Annotated in this window: 18 protein-coding genes; 13 read left to right on the top strand and 5 right to left on the bottom strand. The window is 26.3% G+C overall.

What is annotated here, in order from left to right:
- Positions 1-191 precede the first annotated feature (191 nt).
- The 5 genes from Q0K52_RS02145 to Q0K52_RS02125 all read left to right on the top strand — a co-directional run bounded on the left by Q0K52_RS02145 (position 192) and on the right by Q0K52_RS02125 (position 7,218).
- Positions 192-887 (top strand): YggS family pyridoxal phosphate-dependent enzyme, encoded by a 696-nt coding sequence (locus tag Q0K52_RS02145; RefSeq protein WP_297295981.1) that lies wholly within the window; start codon positions 192-194, stop codon positions 885-887.
- Between the two features lie 529 nt (positions 888-1,416).
- The gene (locus tag Q0K52_RS02140; protein ID WP_297295978.1) at positions 1,417-4,122 is read left to right on the top strand and encodes an ankyrin repeat domain-containing protein; all 2,706 of its coding nucleotides are present in this window, start codon (positions 1,417-1,419) and stop codon (positions 4,120-4,122) included.
- Between the two features lie 157 nt (positions 4,123-4,279).
- Positions 4,280-5,314 (top strand): NADH:flavin oxidoreductase/NADH oxidase, encoded by a 1,035-nt coding sequence (locus Q0K52_RS02135; RefSeq protein WP_297295976.1) that lies wholly within the window; start codon positions 4,280-4,282, stop codon positions 5,312-5,314.
- Positions 5,315-5,472: 158 nt separating this feature from the next.
- The gene (locus Q0K52_RS02130) at positions 5,473-6,417 is read left to right on the top strand and encodes an Rpn family recombination-promoting nuclease/putative transposase (RefSeq protein ID WP_297295974.1); all 945 of its coding nucleotides are present in this window, start codon (positions 5,473-5,475) and stop codon (positions 6,415-6,417) included.
- Positions 6,418-6,471: 54 nt separating this feature from the next.
- Positions 6,472-7,218 (top strand): ankyrin repeat domain-containing protein, encoded by a 747-nt coding sequence (locus Q0K52_RS02125; protein WP_297295972.1) that lies wholly within the window; start codon positions 6,472-6,474, stop codon positions 7,216-7,218.
- A gap of 7 nt (positions 7,219-7,225) precedes the next feature.
- Here Q0K52_RS02125 and Q0K52_RS02120 read toward each other — a convergent pair whose 3' ends face one another.
- Entirely contained in the window at positions 7,226-8,512 is a 1,287-nt protein-coding gene (locus Q0K52_RS02120) for an ankyrin repeat domain-containing protein (RefSeq protein WP_297295970.1), read from the bottom strand.
- Between the two features lie 191 nt (positions 8,513-8,703).
- Here Q0K52_RS02120 and Q0K52_RS02115 point away from each other — a divergent pair, with 191 nt between their 5' ends.
- The 8 genes from Q0K52_RS02115 (at position 8,704) to Q0K52_RS02080 (ending at position 13,541) form a co-directional block, all read left to right on the top strand.
- The gene (locus tag Q0K52_RS02115) at positions 8,704-9,276 is read left to right on the top strand and encodes an HDIG domain-containing metalloprotein (RefSeq protein ID WP_297295968.1); all 573 of its coding nucleotides are present in this window, start codon (positions 8,704-8,706) and stop codon (positions 9,274-9,276) included.
- Positions 9,277-9,292: 16 nt separating this feature from the next.
- Complete coding sequence (locus Q0K52_RS02110; RefSeq protein ID WP_297295966.1) at positions 9,293-9,934, top strand: isochorismatase family protein; 642 nt, start codon at positions 9,293-9,295, stop codon at positions 9,932-9,934.
- Positions 9,931-10,464 (top strand): methylated-DNA--[protein]-cysteine S-methyltransferase, encoded by a 534-nt coding sequence (locus tag Q0K52_RS02105; RefSeq protein WP_297295964.1) that lies wholly within the window; start codon positions 9,931-9,933, stop codon positions 10,462-10,464. Before Q0K52_RS02110 ends, Q0K52_RS02105 begins: the two co-directional genes overlap by 4 nt.
- 19 nt (positions 10,465-10,483) lie before the next feature.
- A complete protein-coding gene (locus tag Q0K52_RS02100; protein ID WP_297295962.1) occupies positions 10,484-11,038 on the top strand; it encodes a GNAT family N-acetyltransferase in 555 nt (184 codons plus the stop codon).
- A 146-nt stretch (positions 11,039-11,184) separates the two neighbouring features.
- Positions 11,185-11,799: a TetR/AcrR family transcriptional regulator gene (locus tag Q0K52_RS02095; RefSeq protein WP_297295960.1), complete on the top strand. Its 615-nt coding sequence runs from the start codon at positions 11,185-11,187 to the stop codon at positions 11,797-11,799.
- An 18-nt stretch (positions 11,800-11,817) separates the two neighbouring features.
- Positions 11,818-12,699 carry an ABC transporter ATP-binding protein gene (locus Q0K52_RS02090; protein WP_297295958.1) on the top strand — a complete coding sequence of 294 codons (882 nt, stop codon included), beginning with the start codon at positions 11,818-11,820 and terminating at the stop codon, positions 12,697-12,699.
- Positions 12,700-12,741: 42 nt separating this feature from the next.
- Entirely contained in the window at positions 12,742-12,996 is a 255-nt protein-coding gene (locus tag Q0K52_RS02085; RefSeq protein WP_297295956.1) for a hypothetical protein, read from the top strand.
- 8 nt (positions 12,997-13,004) lie between these two features.
- Entirely contained in the window at positions 13,005-13,541 is a 537-nt protein-coding gene (locus Q0K52_RS02080; protein WP_297295954.1) for a hypothetical protein, read from the top strand.
- 421 nt (positions 13,542-13,962) lie between these two features.
- Here Q0K52_RS02080 and Q0K52_RS02075 read toward each other — a convergent pair whose 3' ends face one another.
- The 4 genes from Q0K52_RS02075 to argC form a co-directional block, all read right to left on the bottom strand.
- Complete coding sequence (locus Q0K52_RS02075; RefSeq protein WP_297295953.1) at positions 13,963-15,192, bottom strand: aspartate aminotransferase family protein; 1,230 nt, start codon at positions 15,190-15,192, stop codon at positions 13,963-13,965.
- 32 nt (positions 15,193-15,224) lie between these two features.
- Positions 15,225-16,091 (bottom strand): acetylglutamate kinase, encoded by an 867-nt coding sequence (gene argB, locus Q0K52_RS02070; protein ID WP_297295951.1) that lies wholly within the window; start codon positions 16,089-16,091, stop codon positions 15,225-15,227.
- A gap of 358 nt (positions 16,092-16,449) precedes the next feature.
- Complete coding sequence (gene argJ / locus Q0K52_RS02065) at positions 16,450-17,679, bottom strand: bifunctional glutamate N-acetyltransferase/amino-acid acetyltransferase ArgJ (RefSeq protein ID WP_297295948.1); 1,230 nt, start codon at positions 17,677-17,679, stop codon at positions 16,450-16,452.
- Between the two features lie 369 nt (positions 17,680-18,048).
- Positions 18,049-19,107, bottom strand: coding sequence for an N-acetyl-gamma-glutamyl-phosphate reductase (gene argC, locus Q0K52_RS02060; protein ID WP_297295946.1), 1,059 nt, complete (start codon positions 19,105-19,107; stop codon positions 18,049-18,051).
- Positions 19,108-19,588 lie beyond the last annotated feature (481 nt).

The following is a 19,588-nucleotide window of genomic DNA, read 5'->3' as shown; positions in this document are numbered from 1 at the left end:
TCCATTTTTATTTTTTATTAAAGTTATGTTAACTTAAAATATATTATGTTAACTTAACATAGATTGGATAAAATATCAATATATTATAAATCGTATTTTTAATATTTTGCTTTACCATTTTTTACATTTTTTAATATTTCTATATGATTGAAAAAAAAATAAAAAGATTTATAATGAAATCAAGGTGCAAAATGGATAGAAATGAAATATTAACAAGATATAATTCTATATTAGATAATGTTTGTAAAATAAAACAAAAATACAATATTGATTATGATATTAATATTGTTGCTGTAAGTAAATATTCATCTATTGAAACTATAAAAGAATTTTTGTCTTTAGATCTCGATTTGCCTCTTGCTGAAAGTAAAGCTCAAAGTCTTAGAGATAGGGCAGCAGAAATTTCAAATATAAAAAACAATGTTAAATGGCACTTCATAGGACGCATACAAAGTAATAAGGTTAAATATATAGTAAGGTATGCTGATTTAATACAAAGTGTTGATTCTATTGAAATTGCTGAATGTGTAAATAAAGAAGCTGTAAAAAATAATAAAATTCAGGATATACTTCTTCAATTTAATATAAGCGATGAGGAACAAAAAGGCGGATTTAGTATAAATAATTACATTGATGTATATAATACCATTACACAATTTACTAATATTTCAGTAAAAGGTTTAATGGGTATTGGCAGAGATACTGAAGATTTATCCATTATTGAAAATGAATTTGAAAGCCTTAATAAAATATACAAAGATATAAATTCTAAATATAATAATCCTATCTCAATTCTTTCAATGGGAATGTCATCGGATTATGAATTGGCTATCAAGCATGGTTCTAACATGCTTAGAATAGGAAGCAGTTTTTTAGGATATTCTTAATATATATTGAAAATTTTTAAGTTTGTCAATCGATGACTTTATATAGAATTATCAACTTTTTTGCCGCACAAAAAAGTTGCAAAAAACGCAATTGCTAGAACTTTATATTAAAAACATTTCTATTAAATATAGGATATATTCTAAATTTAATTAAAAATGCAGTCCTTTTGCTTCTTTGGGGCACCAAAAGAAGTGGGGTGCGGGGCAAAGCCCTGCAGATATTTAAAATTTAAAAAAATTATTTTTGAAAAAGTATATTTGTTTAGCTATATACTATATTGACATATTGTTTATTATAGTTTATCTGATTATAAAATATTAACTCTATATAATTTAAATATAATAATTTCGAAATATATTATATGTTATTGCAATATAAATTGGCTATAACTATATATTTTATATTTACAATGAATAGCTGTTATAGTATATAATATTTTGATTTTAGAATATTGTTATTAATTTATTATTATTATATAATTTTTGACATTATGTTTACTAAAATAAATATATTTAGGAAATTACTTTTATGATTAGAAACGGATTTTTATTAATTATATTACTTTTTACTATCAGTTTTAATATATTTGCCCTCACTTCAAAGGAGCAAGAATTTTTTAATGCTATAAAAGAAAATAAATATGAATCTCAATTAAAAAATCTTTTAAGATATAAAATGAATTTGAATGCTACAAATGAAAAAGGATTAACTCCGCTTTTGTATGCTATCGAATGTAATAATGAAAGAGCGGTAAGAGTATTGCTTGAATATAATGATGTTAATATAGAAGCTAAACTCCCTAATGATTTTGCAGATTATCCATATATAAATAAAAATGAAGGTGATAGCTTTAATATAGGAGGAGCTACTCCTTTAATGTTTGCTATATTCAAAAATAATCCAAGAATAGTTAAACAGCTAATAGATAAAGGTGCTAATGTTAAAGCTAGAGATAATGAAGGAACTTCTGTATTTTTATATGCATGCGGTTTTGGAAACGGCAATATTATAAGAATGCTTCTTGTAAAAGACAGAACTTTAGTAAATGATAAAACTCCTAATATTAATGTTAATGGCCTTCATTATGCCGCTTCTCTTAATAATTTAGAAACTATTAATTTCTTGATTAAAAATGTTGATATGAATATTAATGACAGAGATTCAAACGGATGTACTGCTTTATATTATGCCGCTTACTATGCAAAAAAAGAGGCATATAATCTTCTTATTAAACTTGGTGCTAATAAAGATATAGGAGATAATTATGGAGTAAAGCCTGAATATGTTTTATCAGGAGGAAGTTCTGCTGTCGATTTAGAAAATAATCAAGAAGAAAATAATAATTCACTTACGAATACTTATGAAGAAAATATGTTCATTGCAAGAACTATTCAAACATCAGACACTAATGCTTTAAGAAATATAATGATGTATTCTAATTTTAATATGAATGATGTAATTATAGCCTATGACACTCCTCTCACTTATGCTATACATCTTGGAAAAGATGATATGGTTAATCAGCTTTTTAGATATAAAATGAGCGGTACAAATATTATAAATATAGAAACTTCTTTCATACCAGCAGAAGAAATATATTTTGATGAAAGTACTAATGGAATAGAGTTTACTGGAAATGTATATTTAGGTGATGCAAGTCCTTTGCAGTATGCTATATTTAACGGTAATACTAATATAATAAATACTCTTTTAAAACTTGGTGCTGATATAAACAGAAAAGATAGTTTAGGAAATAATGCTTTAATGTATGCAGCAAGTTATGGAAATGCAGAAGTTATTGATACGCTTTTAAATTATTCAAGTAATTCTTATAGAGTTGTTGATATAAATGGTGATACTCCTTTACATAATGCCGCATTATTAGGAAATACTAATACTTTGACTGCGCTTATGAATAGAACTCCTATAAATATAAATGCTCAGAATATTGACGGTAATACTCCTTTGCATTTGGCTGTAAAAAATCATAATAGTAATACATATAGATTCTTATTATTAAAGGGTGCTGATTATACTATAAAAAATTATGATGGAAAAACTGCATCCGATTTATTGTATGGCGATGGTGTTGAAAGTATAGAAAGTATTATAAGTAATAGTATGAATACTAATTCATTGAATAATACTAACTATTATACTAATACTAAATTAAATAACAAAAATAATAGCAATACTAATTCATTAGAAACTACAAATTTCATTGATACCAATTTCAGTAATAGTAATTTTAATAACACTAATTTAAACAGTACAAATAATACTAATTCATATAACTATATCGAACAAAATAACAACATAAGTACAAATTCATATAATAATATTAAACCAAATAATTATGATATAACTGCTGATTCATATAATATAAATAATGATATATTTGGTAATGTTAAAGTTATACAAGCCAATACTTTTGCTGATGATTTAATATATGAATATAGCGATGAGGGAAGTATTGATGACAGTAATGATGATTATGTTGAACCGGATACAGATGATGATTATTCTGATATATATGAAGCAAGCAAACCTATTTTCGATGCTATATATAATGATAATATTGCGGATTTGTTGAAAGCTATTGAAAATGGTACTAATATAAATCAAAGAAATGCAGAAGGGTTTACTCCTTTGCTATATGCAATAAATTATGATAAGGTAGAAGCTGTAAAGGCACTTTTAAGTTACAGTAATTTTATAGATATAGAAATGCCTCTTAATGGATATACTAATATATATTCTGTTAAAGGTAAAAATTTCAGCGGTGAAGTTTTATTCAATGGAACAACTCCATTGCAGTATGCTATATTTAAAGGTAATACTAATGTTGTTAATTTGCTTCTAGATAGCGGTGCTGATACGAGAAAAAAAGATTATAATGGATATTGCAGTTTATTTTATGCTTCTGCATTTTCTGATCCTAATATGATACATTTCCTATTAACAAAAGATCATACCTTAACTAGAGAAAAATCTTTAAGCGGAAGAACCGTTATGCATTTTGCTGCTATTTATGGTAATGATGATGCTATATCATATTATTTATCTAATACTTTTTTGAGTATCAATGCCATAGACAATGAAGGAAATACACCTTTACATTATGCCAGTGAAAATGGATTTGCCTCTACAATTGACTTGCTGATAAATAGCGGTGCCAAGACTAATATAACAAATAATGCAGGACTTCTTCCATCAGATTTACTTAAAAAATAAATGTGTTATATGTATTATTTTTATTTGTAATCTTTTATTCACAATATAATTACATATTATATTGTCATAAATTAATTATATTGTGAAATTGAAATATATCTTAATATGTATATACTTTATATTAGTATAAAAAGAAATAATAGAAGGAGATTTGAAAATGAAAGCAGAAAAAAGTAATCTTTTTACGCCTTTGAAAATAGGTAATATTGAAATAAAAAATAGAGTAGTGATGCCTCCAATGTGTATGTACTCTGCTGAAGATGGTTATGTTAATGATTGGCATTTACAGCATTATGCTACAAGAGCTATAGGAGGAACAGGTTTAATTATTGTTGAAGCTACAGGAGTACTTCCTTATGTAAGTTCTATTACTGATAATGACTTAGGTATATGGGACGATAAATATATTGACGGTTTAAGCAAGCTTGTAAAAGTTATAAAAGATAATGGAGCAACAGCTTGTATACAGATTAACCATGCTGGAAGAAAATGCGAATCTACAAAAGTTGATAAAATTTATGCTCCTTCTGCTGAAGCATTTAATGATAAATATAGAACTCCGGTTGAAATGACTCAAGATGATATAAATGAAGTTGTTGATGCATTTGTTAAAGCATTTGTAAGAGCTAAGAAAGCTGGTTTTGATATGGTTGAAGTACATGCTGCTCATGGTTATTTGGTATCTACATTCTTATCACCATTATCAAATAAAAGAACTGATGAATATGGTAAAAACAGAGCTAAAATCTTAGAAGAAATTTTAAGAAAAGGTAAAGAAGCAGTTGGAAAAGATTATCCTATACAAATAAGAATATCTTCTTACGATTGGAGAGAGGGCGGAAACACAGTAAAAGATTTTGTTCAAATGTTAAAGCCATTAGAAGAAGAAGGTTTATTTGATTCTATAAATGTAAGTACAGGTGCTGTTACTGCTGACGGAAAAATTATTCCTTATGAAGGATATCAAATTCCTTTCTGCAGAGAATTAAAACAATATATGAAAGTTCCTTGTATTGGAGGAGGACTTTTAACTGATGCTAAAATGGCTAATATGATAGTAAGAAATTCAGCTGCTGATGCAGTTTATATAGGCAGAGAGTTATTAAGAAATCCATATTGGGCATTGCAGGCAGCAAGAATTTTAGGTATTGATGTACCATTCCCTAAACAATATGAACAAGCCAAAAGATAATCATTAAATATTGTAATTTTTTAGCCTGATTATGTTTGTACATAGTCAGGCTTTTTTATTGAAAAATTGTATTAATATTATTATTTTACTATAATAAAAAGTTATTGAAAAATATTTATAACTTTGACAAATAATATTCTTTTTAGTATAATATTTTTATGAGTAATATTAGTAAAAAATTAATGAACAATAAAGAAATAAAATATTTTAATCCTTTAAATGATTATTTTATACGATATCTTTTTACTGATAAAGGCAGCAGTGAGGCTATATTATTAGATTTTATAAATTCTATAATGCTTAATGCTAATATGAAAACTTTTCGTTCCGTTGAAATTTTAACACCATTTAATTTGAAAAAGAATAGAAATTTAAAAGAGACAATAGTAGATGTAAAATGTCTTACACAGAATGGTTCAGTAGTTATAATAGAAATACAATTACAAGGTAATTCAAGATTTCCAGAGAGGATACTTTATTATTGGGCTGCCAATTATAGTAAGTTATTAAAACATGGCGAAAAATACGATGAATTAACTCCTGTAATAAGTATTAATTTATTAAATTTCAATTTGGATAAAACTAAAAATATACATTCTTGTTATATGCTTTATGAAATGAATAATAAAAAACTTTTAACAGATCATTTACAAATACATATAATAGAGTTAAAAAAATTCAAGAAAAATATGCTAGCTAAAGATTTGAATTCTTGGCTAAAAATATTCACAAGTAAAAATTTGGAGGCTTCTATGTCAGAGATAGTAAAAGAAAAACCCATAATGGAAGAAGTGCAAAGAAAATATAATAATTTTGTAAAAAGTAAATTGATGATGATGGAATATGAAAAAAAAGAAGCTTATTTATACGGCAATCAAATAATGATGGAAGAAGAAAGAAGATTAGGGAAAGAAGAAGGAATAAAACAGGGAAAAGAAGAAGGAATAAAACAGGGAAAAGAAGAAGGAATAAAAGAAGGTATGGAAAAGGGAACAAAAGAGGCTTTGATATTAACTGCTAAAAATATGAAAAACAAAAATATGGATATAAAATTAATAAGTGAAATAACAGGACTGAATATAGAAGAAATAGAGAATATATAGAATTCTTTACTGATTTAATAAAGTATTATGTTTTTTGTAATAGAACTGTAGATTATGAGATCCGTATTTGTTATTATATTTATCAGTATCTTATGTAATGTTATATATTCATTCACTCAAGATGAAAACGATTTGCTTATGGCAGCTGAAACTTCCGATGTTGCTGCTATGAGACGTATATTGAGTAAACAAAATATAAATGTTAATGTTCAGGATAAATACGGAGTTACTCCTTTAATGTATTGTGTGTTAAATAAAAATATTTATACATTAGAATTATTATTAAAAAATAAAGCCAATCCGAATATGAAAAATGACAGCGGAAAAACAGCTTTAATATATGCATGCAATAATTGCGATTTTGATATTATACAAATGCTTATATGGTATAATGCTGATGTTAATATCACTGATAATTATAAATCTACAGCTTTAATGTATGCTTCAAATGGAGATTCTAGTATTATAAAATTATTAATAGAATCTGGTGCTGATGTTAATGCTCAGAATTTGGACGGTAAAACGGCTATAATGTATAATGTTTTAAATACCGCTGATGTTAATACTATTGATACTTTTATTAGTTTAGGTGCTGATCTTAATATTCAAGATATTCATGGTTATAGTGTTTTAATGTATGCTTCTATATTGGATTATCAAAATTTAGTGACCATGTTTATAGAAAATGGTGCAAATGTAAATAAGAGAAATAATTACAATAAAACTGCTTTAACAATGGCTGAAGAAAATAAAAATTATAAAATGGCTGAACTTTTAATTAAATACGGTGCAGTGAGATAATAATATTTTAATTTACTTCTTCCAAACCTAATAATCTTCTTATTTCTTTATTGTTGCTTTTTTTTGCTAATTCTATTGCTTTACTGTCTACAGTTGCATTACTTCTTATAATCTTTCTGCACATTTCATAATTATTGTTTTCTACAGCTATAGCCAATGGACTATATCCTTTTTTATCTTTCATATCAACATCAGCACCATTTAATAAAAGATTTTCAACTATAGAAATATTATTATTTTTAACAGCTACATGTATTGGGGCATATCCATTATCAATATTATTTAATTCTGATTTTGCATTGATTAATATATTTGATATTTCAGTGTCATTGTTAGAAACTGATATATTTAATGCTAATTGATTTTTATTATTTAATATATTTACATTAGCATTGTATTTTATTAAAGCGTTTATAACTTCTATATATTTGCTGTATTCTTTTGAATTATGAGCATTAATTACGGCTAAATGTAAAGCAGTATTTCCGTTTTTGTCTTGTATATTAGGATTGGCATTTTTAGAAAGAAGAAGATTAACACTTTCTAATAATTTATTGGAATTATTTTCTATAACGTAATGCAAAGAAGTTTTAAAGTTTGCATTTGTATTATCTATATCAGCACCTAATTTTATAAGTTCATTTGCTGCTTCTATGGATCCATTTCCTACAGCATAATGAAGCATTGTATTAGTATCTTTAGTATCAACATCTATTCCTAAAGTTTTTACTAAATAGTTTATATTCTCTACATTGTTTCCAATACTTGCAGATTTAATTAATGATACAACATCTTCACTATTCATAAGCAAATAGATATTTTTATTAAGATATAATTCTAATATTTTTGGACTTGCATATTCTGAAGCTAAAAATTCACTTCTTGGTTTTTCTTTCATTTGAAAATTAATATTTGCTCCACAATCAATCAATAATTTTACAGATTCAAAATTATCATTAATAGTTGCAATATCCATAGCAGAACAATAGGAACCGTCTATTGATTTATTATTTTTTGTTATTTTAGTATTTTTATCTAATAGGGTATTTAAATCAGTATATTTTGAAGTTCTTAAAACATTTATAGATGTAATTTGATTATTTTCAGCAGCTATATGCATTAAAGTGTATCCTCTTTCATCTTTAAGATTAGGATTAACATTTTGAGAGAGCATCAATTGTATAGTCTTAGCATCGCCGGTTTTTACAGCATTTATCATTTTATTTTCATTTTCAGTCAATGCATATAGAGTTATTATATTAAAAAATACAGCTATTATAATAAATTTTTTCATTATAGTCCCTATTTATTGTATTATGTATACTAAATTGCTATTATAATATTCGTTTTTATATTTATTTTTATTACAATTTTTTTGTGATATTTATTTTATTTATATAAAATATTATATAAATATAAGAATAAAAATATTGAAAAATAGAAAAATATAATATATACTTATGCTAATCTTTGGAGGTTTTTTAAATGGCCAGTATAGATAGAGAAAGAGCTATTGAATTATTTAAGAAGTATAATGACGAACATTCTTTATATAAACATGCCTTATCAGTTGAGGCAGTAATGAGATATTTTGCTAAAAAGAATGGAGAAGATGAAGACGAGTGGGGAATGGTAGGGCTTTTACATGATATGGATTATGAAAAGTATCCTAATGAACATTGTATTAAAGTGAAGGAAATATTAGAAGCAGAAGGTTTGCCTGAGAATTTTATACGTGCTATTCAAAGTCATGGATATGGACTTTGTACAGATATTGAACCTATAAGCAATATGGAAAAGACATTATATGCAGTTGATGAGCTTGCTGGTTTTATTACTGCTTGTGCTTTGGTTAGACCTTCAAAGAGTTTAGATGATATGGAAGTAAAATCAGTTAAAAAGAAATTAAAAGACAAAGCATTTGCTGCCAAAGTTGATAGAACAGTTATAAATAAAGGTGCTGAGATGTTAGGTATTCCGATGGACGAACTTATAAAAGAAACTATACAAGCACTTATTCCTGTACAAGAGAGTATAGGGCTTCAAAAAATTTCTTAAATTATGGATATAAGTTATGAGTAAGATAAAAATACTAACAATAGTAGATATGCAAAATGACTATATGGAAGGCGGTCCTATGGCAGTAAAAGGTGCTACAAAACTTGTTCCTGTTATAAATGACCTTATAAAAAACGGTGAATATGATGCTATAATTGCTACTCAAGATTGGCATCCTTCTAATCATATATCTTTTGCTTCAACTCATGAAAAAGAACCTTTTTCAAAAATAAAAGTTATAGATCAAGATACCGGAGATGAAGAAATTCTTACTTTATGGCCTCGTCATTGTGTTGCTAGAACTTATGGTTCGGCTATAGTTGACGGACTTAGAAAGAAAAGGGATTATATATACGTTCAAAAAGGTGTTGATCCTGATGATGAAGGTAATTCTGGTTTCTCTTATATGCACAAAGAATTTATTGATGCTGCCAGAGAAAACAAAGAAACTTTAATACTTGATTTTGTAGGTGTTTCACTTGATTATTGTGTATTTTTCACAGCCAGAGATACTGCTGAATATGTGGCTTCTATTGATGCTGAATATTTAGTAAGCGTTAATGTGCTTGAATATGCATCTGTTGCGGTTAATCCTGAAGTTGTTGAAGCTTTATATACTTCATGTCCGCTTATTAATCTTAAAAAGGTTAGACTGTGAATATAATTAGGCTTGAAAAAAAAGAAGATTATAATAAAGCCTATATTTATAAAAGCCCTATTGGAGATTTAATACTTACAACAGATAATAGCTGTCAATACATAACATCATTAGAATTTGCCCTAAATGATAATCAAAATATTATTGAATATGATGAACCTTCCGTTATAAAAAAAACTAAAAAAGAACTTGATAATTATTTTTCTAATTCATTAAAGATATTTACTGTACCATTAGCAATATATGGAACAGATTTTCAATATAATGTTTGGATAGAAACTTCTAAAATACCTTTTGGAAATATTCTAACTTATTCAGATATAGCAAAAAATATCTCAAGCCGTAAAGGCAGTATATCAAGAGCTGTAGGAATGACAGAAGGAAAAAATAAAATAGCTATAATAATACCTTGTCATAGAGTTGTTGGAAAAAATAAAAAGCTCACTGGTTATGCAGGCGGACTTGATAAAAAAGAATATTTGCTTAAACATGAAGGTTTTAATATAGTTGATTATAAAATTATGGTTTGATGAAGCTTGAAGGATTTTTATGCTTAAAGAAACTTATAAAACTAATAGACTTTTTTTAGTTCAGCCAAATGTTAATATGGCATCACAAATAGTTGATTTTTATAGCAGAAACAGAGATTTTTTTGAAGTGTTTGATCCTTTAAGACCAGAAGTTTTTTATAAAGTATCCACACATAAAGATATAATAAAAAGAGAGCTTGAAGAAGTTAAACAAAAAAGAATGCTTAAATTTTGGATTTATAAAATTGAAGATAAAAAAAGAATTATAGGAATGATTAATTTTAGTAATATTGTTCTTGGTTCTTTTTTATCTTGTACTGTTGGTTATAAATTAGATGAATTTGAACAGCATAAAGGCTATATGACAGAAGCTCTTAAAGCAGCTATAATAATTGTATTTAAAGAACTTAAACTCCATAGGGTAGAAGCTAATATAATGCCTCATAATAAACCTTCATTAGAATTGGTAAAAAGACTTGGTTTTGAAAATGAAGGTCTTGCCAAAAACTATTTAAAGATTAATGGTAAATGGGAAGATCATGTTCATATGACCATATTGAATGATGAAGTATGATCTGTATTTTTCTAGTATTTTATTTTCTATTTCTTAAATAAATTTTTTAAAAATATTTGTGATGTTATTGACAATATTATCAGTATATGTTAAATTTTACTAACTGACTAACCTGGTCAGTTAGTTTTATATTAATTTGGTTTGTTATGAATAAAAATACTAATATACCAGAAGATAAAAGAGAAGCTATTATTAATGCCTCCATTGATGAGTTTGCAAAGCATGAATATAAACATGCTATTTTAGAAAATATTGCAAACAATGCCAATATATCAAAGTCACTTTTATTGTATCATTTTCAAAATAAGAAAAATTTATATTTATATGTTTATAAGTATGTATATGAATATATAGAAAAAGTTGTAGCGGATTCTGATTTTTTCAAGATAACAGATTTTTTTGAGCTTATGGAATATTCTTTTTATAAAAAATTAGAAATGATGGAAAAACATAAATCTATATTTGATTTTTTGATACAGGGATATTTTGATGAAAGTGAAGTTGTTAAGGAAATAGTTAATAATTATAAAAATAAAAAACAAATTGATATAGCTGCTTATTTTAAAAATATTGATACATCTAAATTTAAAGATGATATTAATATGCAAGATATTGTAGAAATGATAACATACACATCGGAAGGTTATTTGCAAAGCAGAAAAAAAATGAGTATCAAAATAGATAAAGAAGATATGATAAAACAGTATTCTAAATGGATGAAAATGTTTAAGCAGATTTCATACAAGAAAGAATATTTATAAAGACATAGGAGGTTATTTATGTCTGTAATAAAAGTAGATAATATTACTAAAGATTATGGAAGCAGCAGAGGAGTATTTGATTTATCCTTTGAAGTGAATAAAGGTGAAATATTCGGAATGCTCGGTCCTAATGGGGCAGGCAAAACTACAACTATAAGACAATTAATGGGATTTATAAAGTCAGATAAAGGCAATGCAGAAATATTAAATATGAATTGTTTTGATAAAAGAGAAAATATACAATCAAAACTTGGATATTTACCAGGTGAAATTGCTTTTATGGACGAGATGAAAGGAAATGATTTTATAAATTTTATTTCTGATATGAAGTTCATAAAAAATAAAAATAGAATTAAAGAACTTACTTACTTTTTTGAACTTGATGCTAATAGAAAAATAAAAAGTATGTCAAAAGGTACAAAACAAAAAATAGGCATAGTATGTGCTTTTATGAATGATCCTGAAGTTGTTATATTGGATGAGCCTACAAGCGGACTTGATCCTTTGATGCAGAAAAAGTTTATTGATTTAATTTTAGAAGAAAAGAAAAAAGGCACTACAATTTTCATGTCATCGCATATATTTGAGGAGATAGAAAAAACATGTGACAGAACTGCTATATTAAAAGACGGAAGACTTATAGCAATAGAAGATATGGAGGAATTAAAATCTAAAAAGAATAAGAATTTTGAAGTGTTTTTTAAAACAGAAAAAGATGCTGAAAATTTTAAAAATAAAATTAGTTTTAAATCTGAATTAAATGATAATACTGTAAAAGTTATAATTTCAAATAATGAAGTTAATAACTTTATAAAAGAAATTGCTAATTATGATATATTGGATATTAATTCTGTAAATCAAACTTTGGAGGAATTATTTTTACATTTTTATAATAAATAAAAATTGTAAAGATATAATTTTTATTTATAAATGGAGATAAACATGATAAATTTCATTTTACTTAAAAAAGAATTCAAATCAAATTTAAAAATATTATTAATATTTGCGGCAGTATTAACTATGTATGGAGCAATTATAGTTTCTATGTTTGATCCTAAACTTGTTGATAGTTTAAATTCTATGGTTGAGAGTATGCCTCAGATGTTTGCATTATTTGGAATGAATAATTTTTCAAGTAATTTAACTGACTTTTTAATTGATTATTTATATTCATTTTTGCTTATTATTTTCCATTAGTTTTTGTTGTGTTATTAGTTAATAGACTTGTAATAAGATATATTGATAAAGGAAGTATTGCATATTTATTTGCTACACCAAATTCAAGAATAAAAATAATAGCTACACAAATATTGAATGCTGTTTTAGAAATATTTATATTAAATTTATATATAACTGTAGTTCTTATAGTTACAAGCGAGATTATGTTTAAAGGCGAACTTGATATATCAAAACTCATAATTATAAATATTGGGCTTTTCGGTTTATGGTTTTCTTTTTTAGGTATATGTTTTTTGAGTTCTGTTAGTTTTTCTTCTACTACAATTTCTCTTTGGTCTGGTGCTGGACTTTGTATATTATTTATGTTATTTCAAATGATATCAAGGGTAGGCGATAAAGCAGAATTTTTTAAATATTTAAGTTTGATAAGTTTATTTGCACCATCTAAATATAGTACCGATTTTAATATATTTTTAATTGGGACTATATGCTTATTTGTTATTGGAATAGTAACTAATCTACTTACTGTGATTATTTTTAATAAGAGAGATATATCAGCATAATTTTTTATGATATACTGAAAATTTTAAAGTTTGTCAACCGATGCACTTTATATAGAATTATCAACTTTTTTGCCGCACACGCTCTGCGGGCTTCGCCAAAGTTGCTGCCTACGGCACGCAGAGCGAAAAACGCAATTTCTAGAACTTTATATTTTAAGAATATATATTAAATATAGTGTAATATCATAGTTTTAGGTCAAAAATTCAGTTCTTCGCGAAGCGTATCCGAGCCTGTCGAGGATATAGGTTCTTTTATACCAATACCGAAAGGTACCTACTCGGTAAAAGAACTGGGGTTCGGGGCAAAGCCCTGAAAATATTTTAAATTAAAAAAATTATTTTGACAAAATATAGTTGTTTAGGTATATATAAACCTGCTTTATAATACTAAAAATATCATTATAAAGCAGGTCTATTATCTTTATCCTAAACACTCACAAAGTATTGAAACGGCTTTTTCTAATTCTTTATCACTTATTGTAAGAGGAGGTAAAAGTCTTATTTTATTTTTAGCAGTTAATGGAATAGCTCCTTTTGATATGCATTTTTCTACTATTTCTCTTGCATTTAATCCTTCTTTTAAACCTATTCCAAGCATTAAACCTATACCATCTACACTTACAACATTATCAAGCTTCATTAATTGACTTTTTATGTATTTTGATTTTTTAGTTACTTCTTTTAATAAATCTTTGTCTATTGTATTTAATACTTCTAAAGCACCAGCAGCAACTACAGGATTAGCTCCGAATGTAGAAGCATGATCTCCCGGAACGAATACATCGGAACATTTTTTATCCATAAGCATTGCCCCTATAGGAAGTCCGCCTCCTAAACCTTTTGCTAATGTTGTGATGTCTGGTTTGAATCCAAAATGTTCGGAGCATAAGAATTTTCCTGTTCTTCCAACTCCTGTTTGAACTTCATCTACTATGAAAAGTATATCATTTTTTTCGCAGTACTCTTTTACCTTTAGTACGTATTCTTTATCAAGAGGTATAACTCCGCCTTCGCCTTGTATAAGCTCCATCATTACAGCACATGCATTATCTTGTAATTTTTCTATAGTATCCTCATAATTGTTGGCTTCAGCAAATGAGAAACCTTCCAAAAATGGGAAAAAGAAATTATGAAAAACGTCTTGACCAGTAGCCGAAATTGTAGCCATAGTTCTGCCATGAAAAGAGTTTTTTAATGTTACTATTTTATTTCTTTTGTATTCTCCATTTTGTCCATATTTATTAAATGAATATTTTCTTGCACATTTTATAGCAGCTTCATTCGCTTCAGCACCAGAATTACAGAAAAATACTTTATCATATTTTGTAATAGAACATAATTTTTTTGCCAAATCTATATAAGGTTTATTATAATATAAATTAGAAGTATGCTGTAAAGTTTTTATTTGATTAGTTACAGTATTAATCCAGTTTTTATTTCCGTAACCTATACTATTAACACCTATACCGCTTCCTAAATCTATATATTCTTTTCCTTCTATATCTTTTAACGTTGCATTTTTACCTAATTCTAAAACTAAATCGAATCTTGCATAAGTATTTGCAACATATTTTTTACTATTATTGATATATTCTTTTTTTAATTTTGATTTTTCATTATCTTGATTATTATTTGTTTTTTTACAAGGCATTTTTTACTCCTAATCATAATTTTTTATGTTTATTAATCTTTATAAAACATAGTTCCTATACCTTCATCAGTGAACATCTCTATTAATAATGAATGACATAATCTTCCATCTATTATAAATACCTTTGACACTCCATTATCAACAGCATCTATACAATGTTTAACTTTAGGTAGCATTCCTCCAGATATAGTGCCGTTATTTATTAAATTATCTATATCTTTAATATTTATCTGACTTATTAAAGTGCTTTCATCATCTTTATTTTGTAGAAGTCCGGGAGTATCAGTCATATATATTAATGTTTCAGCTTTTAAACTCTCAGCTATTTTAGCTGCAGCAGTATCAGCATTAATATTATAAACATTTCCTTCTTTATCGCATCCTACAGTAGCAACTATTGGAATGTATTTGTTTGATATAATTGTATTAAGTAAATCTGTATCAACATCATCAACATCGCCTACAAATCCCAAATCTTCGCTTCCTTTATATTTGCTTACTTTAAACATGTTTCCGTCAATACCGCATATTCCGAGACATTTTCCACCGCAGTTTTCAAGTGAGGCAACTAACTCTTTATTAACTTTACCAGCTAAAACCATTTTAACTATTTCAGCAGTTTCTTTGTCAGTATATCTAAGTCCGTTTATAAATTTAGATTCTTTGCCTATCTTGTTAAGCATTGCAGTTATATCTTTTCCGCCTCCATGAACTACTATAACTTTTATTCCTACAGTAGAAAGCAAAGCAACATCGCTCATAACTTTTTTCTTTAATTCAGGATTTTCCATAGCACTTCCGCCGTATTTTATAACAACAGTTTTACCTTCGTATCTTTTTATATAAGGTAAAGCCTGATTTAATATAAAAGCTTTATCTCTATTTGAAATATTTTCCATTTTTATTTCCTTTTTTTATATATTGAAAATTTATACTTTTTTATAAATACAATTATAATTTATTAATAAAATATTATTTTCTATTATTAAAATATGTTTTAAAATTATTCTAAATCTAAATTGTTAAAAAATGCAGTCTTTTTGGTTCTTTTGGTCACAAAAAGAACTGGGGTTTGGGGCAAAGCCCCAATTAAATATTGATTAATATTGTTTAAAAACAAGTATAAATTATTTTATATATAAAATATATTTAGTACATTTTTCGCATTAATTAAAAAGTTTATTTTTATAGTAATATTATTACAAAAGAATAATTAAAAAACTAACAAAATATAATTTCCTTATATAGTTAAAATTATTAGCTTCTGTATGAACCATTAATTTTTACATAATCATAAGTCAAATCACAACCCCAAGCTGTAGCTTTATAATTTCCAGAGTTCATATTTATTGTAACTTTTATTTCATCTTCTTTTAATATTTTTAAAGCTTCATCTTCATTGAATTCAACTCCGAATCCGTCTTTATAAACATTCATTTCACCGTATTTTGAACCTACATTTATAGAAACTTTATTTATATCAAAATCAGCTTCAGTATATCCAATGGCACATGAAATACGTCCCCAGTTCATATCGCATCCAAACATAGCTGCTTTTACTAAATTTGATGTTATTACAGATTTTGCTATTTTTCTTGCTAATGCCAAACTTTCAGCATTTATTACTTCGCATTCTATTAACTTTGTAGCACCTTCTCCGTCTTTAGCTATTGCTTTAGATAGATAAGTATTTGTCATATTTAATGCTTGGCAGAATATTTTATAATTTTCATCTTCTTTATCTATTAAAGTGTTTCCTGCCTCTCCGTTTGCAAGTACAACACACATATCATTTGTAGAAGTATCACCATCAACACTTACCATATTATATGTGGATTTTGTATCTTCACTTAAAGCTTTTTGAAGCATTTCGCTTGTTATATTACAATCGGTAGTTAAGAATGCCAACATTGTAGCCATATTTGGGTGAATCATTCCGCTTCCTTTTGCTATGCCTCCAATATGAACAGTTTTTCCGTCAATTTCAAATTCGTAAGCCACTTCTTTCATAAATGTATCAGTAGTCATTATGGCAGAAGCAGCATTTTTAGCATGTTCTTCAGAATGATTTGCATTGTCTATTAATTGTTTTATATTATTCTTTATAGGTTCTATTGGCAAAGGAACTCCTATAACTCCTGTTGAAGCAACTGCAACTTCTTTTTCATCTATATTCAATACATCAGCAGTAAGTTTGCACATTTCTTTTGCTATTTCTACGCCGTTTTTATTACAAGTATTAGCGTTACCAGAATTGCATATAATTGCTTTAGCTTTACCGTCTTTTAAATGTTCTTTACTAACTGTTATATTTGCACCGCATGCTTTATTTTGAGTATATACAGCACCTACAGAGCATAAAGTGCTACTATATATAATTGCTAAATCTTTTTTTTCTTTATTTTTCTTTATTCCGCAGTAAATTCCATTTGCTAAGAAACCTTTTGATGCACATACATTTCCATTTATTTTTTTAATATCTATCATTTTATTTAAATCTCCTATTATTGTTAGTGATAAACTCGCTTCCTATTAGCTGACAACTTCGTTATCAGCTGCTCGTTTATCACTTTAAAATTGTTAGTGATAAATTTATTATTAATAAAAATTGTTCGTTGTTAGGCTCTGATAAGTAAACTTATCAGATACTCACAATTTTTATTTTAGTATTATTAGCTGACAACTTCGTTATCAGCTGCTCGTTTATTGCTTTAAAAATTACTAGCTATAAACTTATTATATTTTAGAAGGCTGGAGGTATCATATTTAAACCTTCATCTTTTATTATTGCTAATAAAAATTGTTCACATTAAGTGTCTGCCAAGTGAACTTAGCAGACGTTCACAATTTTTATTTTTAGAAAGCTGGAGGAATGAAATTCAATCCTTCATCTTCTTTAAAGCCTAATGCCAAGTTCATATTTTGTATTGCCTGTCCTGCTGCTCCTTTTACCATATTATCTATTGTTGATACTATTATTAATTTATTTGTTCTGCTGTCCAAATGTAATGATATATCACAATAGTTTGAGTATTTAACATATTTTAAATTTGCTATTTCACCTATATTTAATACTCTTATAAATTTTGAATCCTTGTAAAATTCTTTATAAATATTATGTATAGTTTCTAAACTTGTATCTTTCTTTTCTAATTTAGCATATATTGTTGAAACTATTCCTCTGTTTAATGGAAGCAAATGAGGTACAAAAGTAACTTTTATATCTTCACCATATATATTTGATAATGTTTGTTCTATTTCTGGTGTATGTCTATGCTCTGCTATTTTATATGGAGCAAATGCCTCATTACATTCTGTATAATGAGTATTTAATTTTAATTCACGTCCTGCACCTGTAGCTCCAGACTTGGAATCGATTACAATATCGTCTTTTTGTATAAGTTTATTTACTAATGCGGGTGCTAATGCTAAACCTATAGAAGTAGGGTAGCAGCCCGGATTTCCTATAATTTTTGCATTCTTTAATTCTTTTTTATTATATACATTATCATATTTAATTATTTCTGGTATAGAATATATTGCTTCCTTATGAAGGTTTTTGTATTTATATTCTTTTCCATACCAATTTTTATAATCTTCTTCATTGTCTAATCTGAAATCAGCACCTAAATCTATGAATAAAATATTTTTTTCAAAACATTTATTTGCTATTTCATCGCTTAAACCTGCAGGCAATGAAGCGAATACTACATCAGTATCTTCAAATATTTCATTTTCATCTACTAATGTTTTACTGCAGTTTTTGTTTAGATTTGCATATATCTCATCAATATTTTGACCTACAAAACTTTTTGATGATAGATTTTTTAATTCAACTTGACTATGTGATAATAATAGTCTTATTAATTCTATTCCTGCATATCCTGTTGCACCTACGATAGATACTTTTACCATAATACAATACTCCTGTGAATATTAATGAATAATATTAGTTTTTTAAATTGTTAATTATTTTTTAGAATTATATTTTTTGAAAATAAGAATTGGAGGCTTAACGCCTTGAAGAATTGTTGAAAAATAAATTGTAATTAGTTAATGTGTACATTTTTATTTTTTCCTAAAAAACATTTACTATTGACAATAATATTATTATAAATAATAAAAAATGTCAAGAACTTTTATATTTATTTTTTAATATTTATTATATTGGTACAATATTGTTTTAATTGTATAAAAATAAATATATATTTTTTTATAGTTTATTTTAATCATTTATTTATAATGCTATAGTTTAATATAAAAATTATATTATAAAAGTTAAATAAAAATACTATAATATTTATTGAATTAATTATTAAATAATGCACAGGAGCCAGACATATTGCATTAAGTATTCCTTAGTTTTTTAAAGTATAACATAGGTGTATCATAATTT

Source organism: uncultured Brachyspira sp. (genome assembly GCF_944390845.1).
In the GTDB taxonomy this organism is placed as follows: domain Bacteria; phylum Spirochaetota; class Brachyspiria; order Brachyspirales; family Brachyspiraceae; genus Brachyspira; species Brachyspira pulli.
This window is presented reverse-complemented; position numbering and strand designations above follow the sequence as displayed.

Bases quoted from the DNA above. Each gene is read 5' to 3' on its own strand.
- Q0K52_RS02145 (WP_297295981.1), top strand. From the start codon at position 192: ATGGATAGAAATGAAATATTAACAAGATATAATTCTATATTAGATAAT.
- Q0K52_RS02140 (WP_297295978.1), top strand. From the start codon at position 1,417: ATGATTAGAAACGGATTTTTATTAATTATATTACTTTTTACTATCAGT.
- Q0K52_RS02135 (WP_297295976.1), top strand. From the start codon at position 4,280: ATGAAAGCAGAAAAAAGTAATCTTTTTACGCCTTTGAAAATAGGTAAT.
- Q0K52_RS02130 (WP_297295974.1), top strand. From the start codon at position 5,473: ATGAGTAATATTAGTAAAAAATTAATGAACAATAAAGAAATAAAATAT.
- Q0K52_RS02125 (WP_297295972.1), top strand. From the start codon at position 6,472: ATGAGATCCGTATTTGTTATTATATTTATCAGTATCTTATGTAATGTT.
- Q0K52_RS02120 (WP_297295970.1), bottom strand. From the start codon at position 8,512: ATGAAAAAATTTATTATAATAGCTGTATTTTTTAATATAATAACTCTA.
- Q0K52_RS02115 (WP_297295968.1), top strand. From the start codon at position 8,704: ATGGCCAGTATAGATAGAGAAAGAGCTATTGAATTATTTAAGAAGTAT.
- Q0K52_RS02110 (WP_297295966.1), top strand. From the start codon at position 9,293: ATGAGTAAGATAAAAATACTAACAATAGTAGATATGCAAAATGACTAT.
- Q0K52_RS02100 (WP_297295962.1), top strand. From the start codon at position 10,484: ATGCTTAAAGAAACTTATAAAACTAATAGACTTTTTTTAGTTCAGCCA.
- Q0K52_RS02095 (WP_297295960.1), top strand. From the start codon at position 11,185: ATGAATAAAAATACTAATATACCAGAAGATAAAAGAGAAGCTATTATT.
- Q0K52_RS02090 (WP_297295958.1), top strand. From the start codon at position 11,818: ATGTCTGTAATAAAAGTAGATAATATTACTAAAGATTATGGAAGCAGC.
- Q0K52_RS02085 (WP_297295956.1), top strand. From the start codon at position 12,742: ATGATAAATTTCATTTTACTTAAAAAAGAATTCAAATCAAATTTAAAA.
- Q0K52_RS02075 (WP_297295953.1), bottom strand. From the start codon at position 15,192: ATGCCTTGTAAAAAAACAAATAATAATCAAGATAATGAAAAATCAAAA.
- argB (WP_297295951.1), bottom strand. From the start codon at position 16,091: ATGGAAAATATTTCAAATAGAGATAAAGCTTTTATATTAAATCAGGCT.
- argJ (WP_297295948.1), bottom strand. From the start codon at position 17,679: ATGATAGATATTAAAAAAATAAATGGAAATGTATGTGCATCAAAAGGT.
- argC (WP_297295946.1), bottom strand. From the start codon at position 19,107: ATGGTAAAAGTATCTATCGTAGGTGCAACAGGATATGCAGGAATAGAA.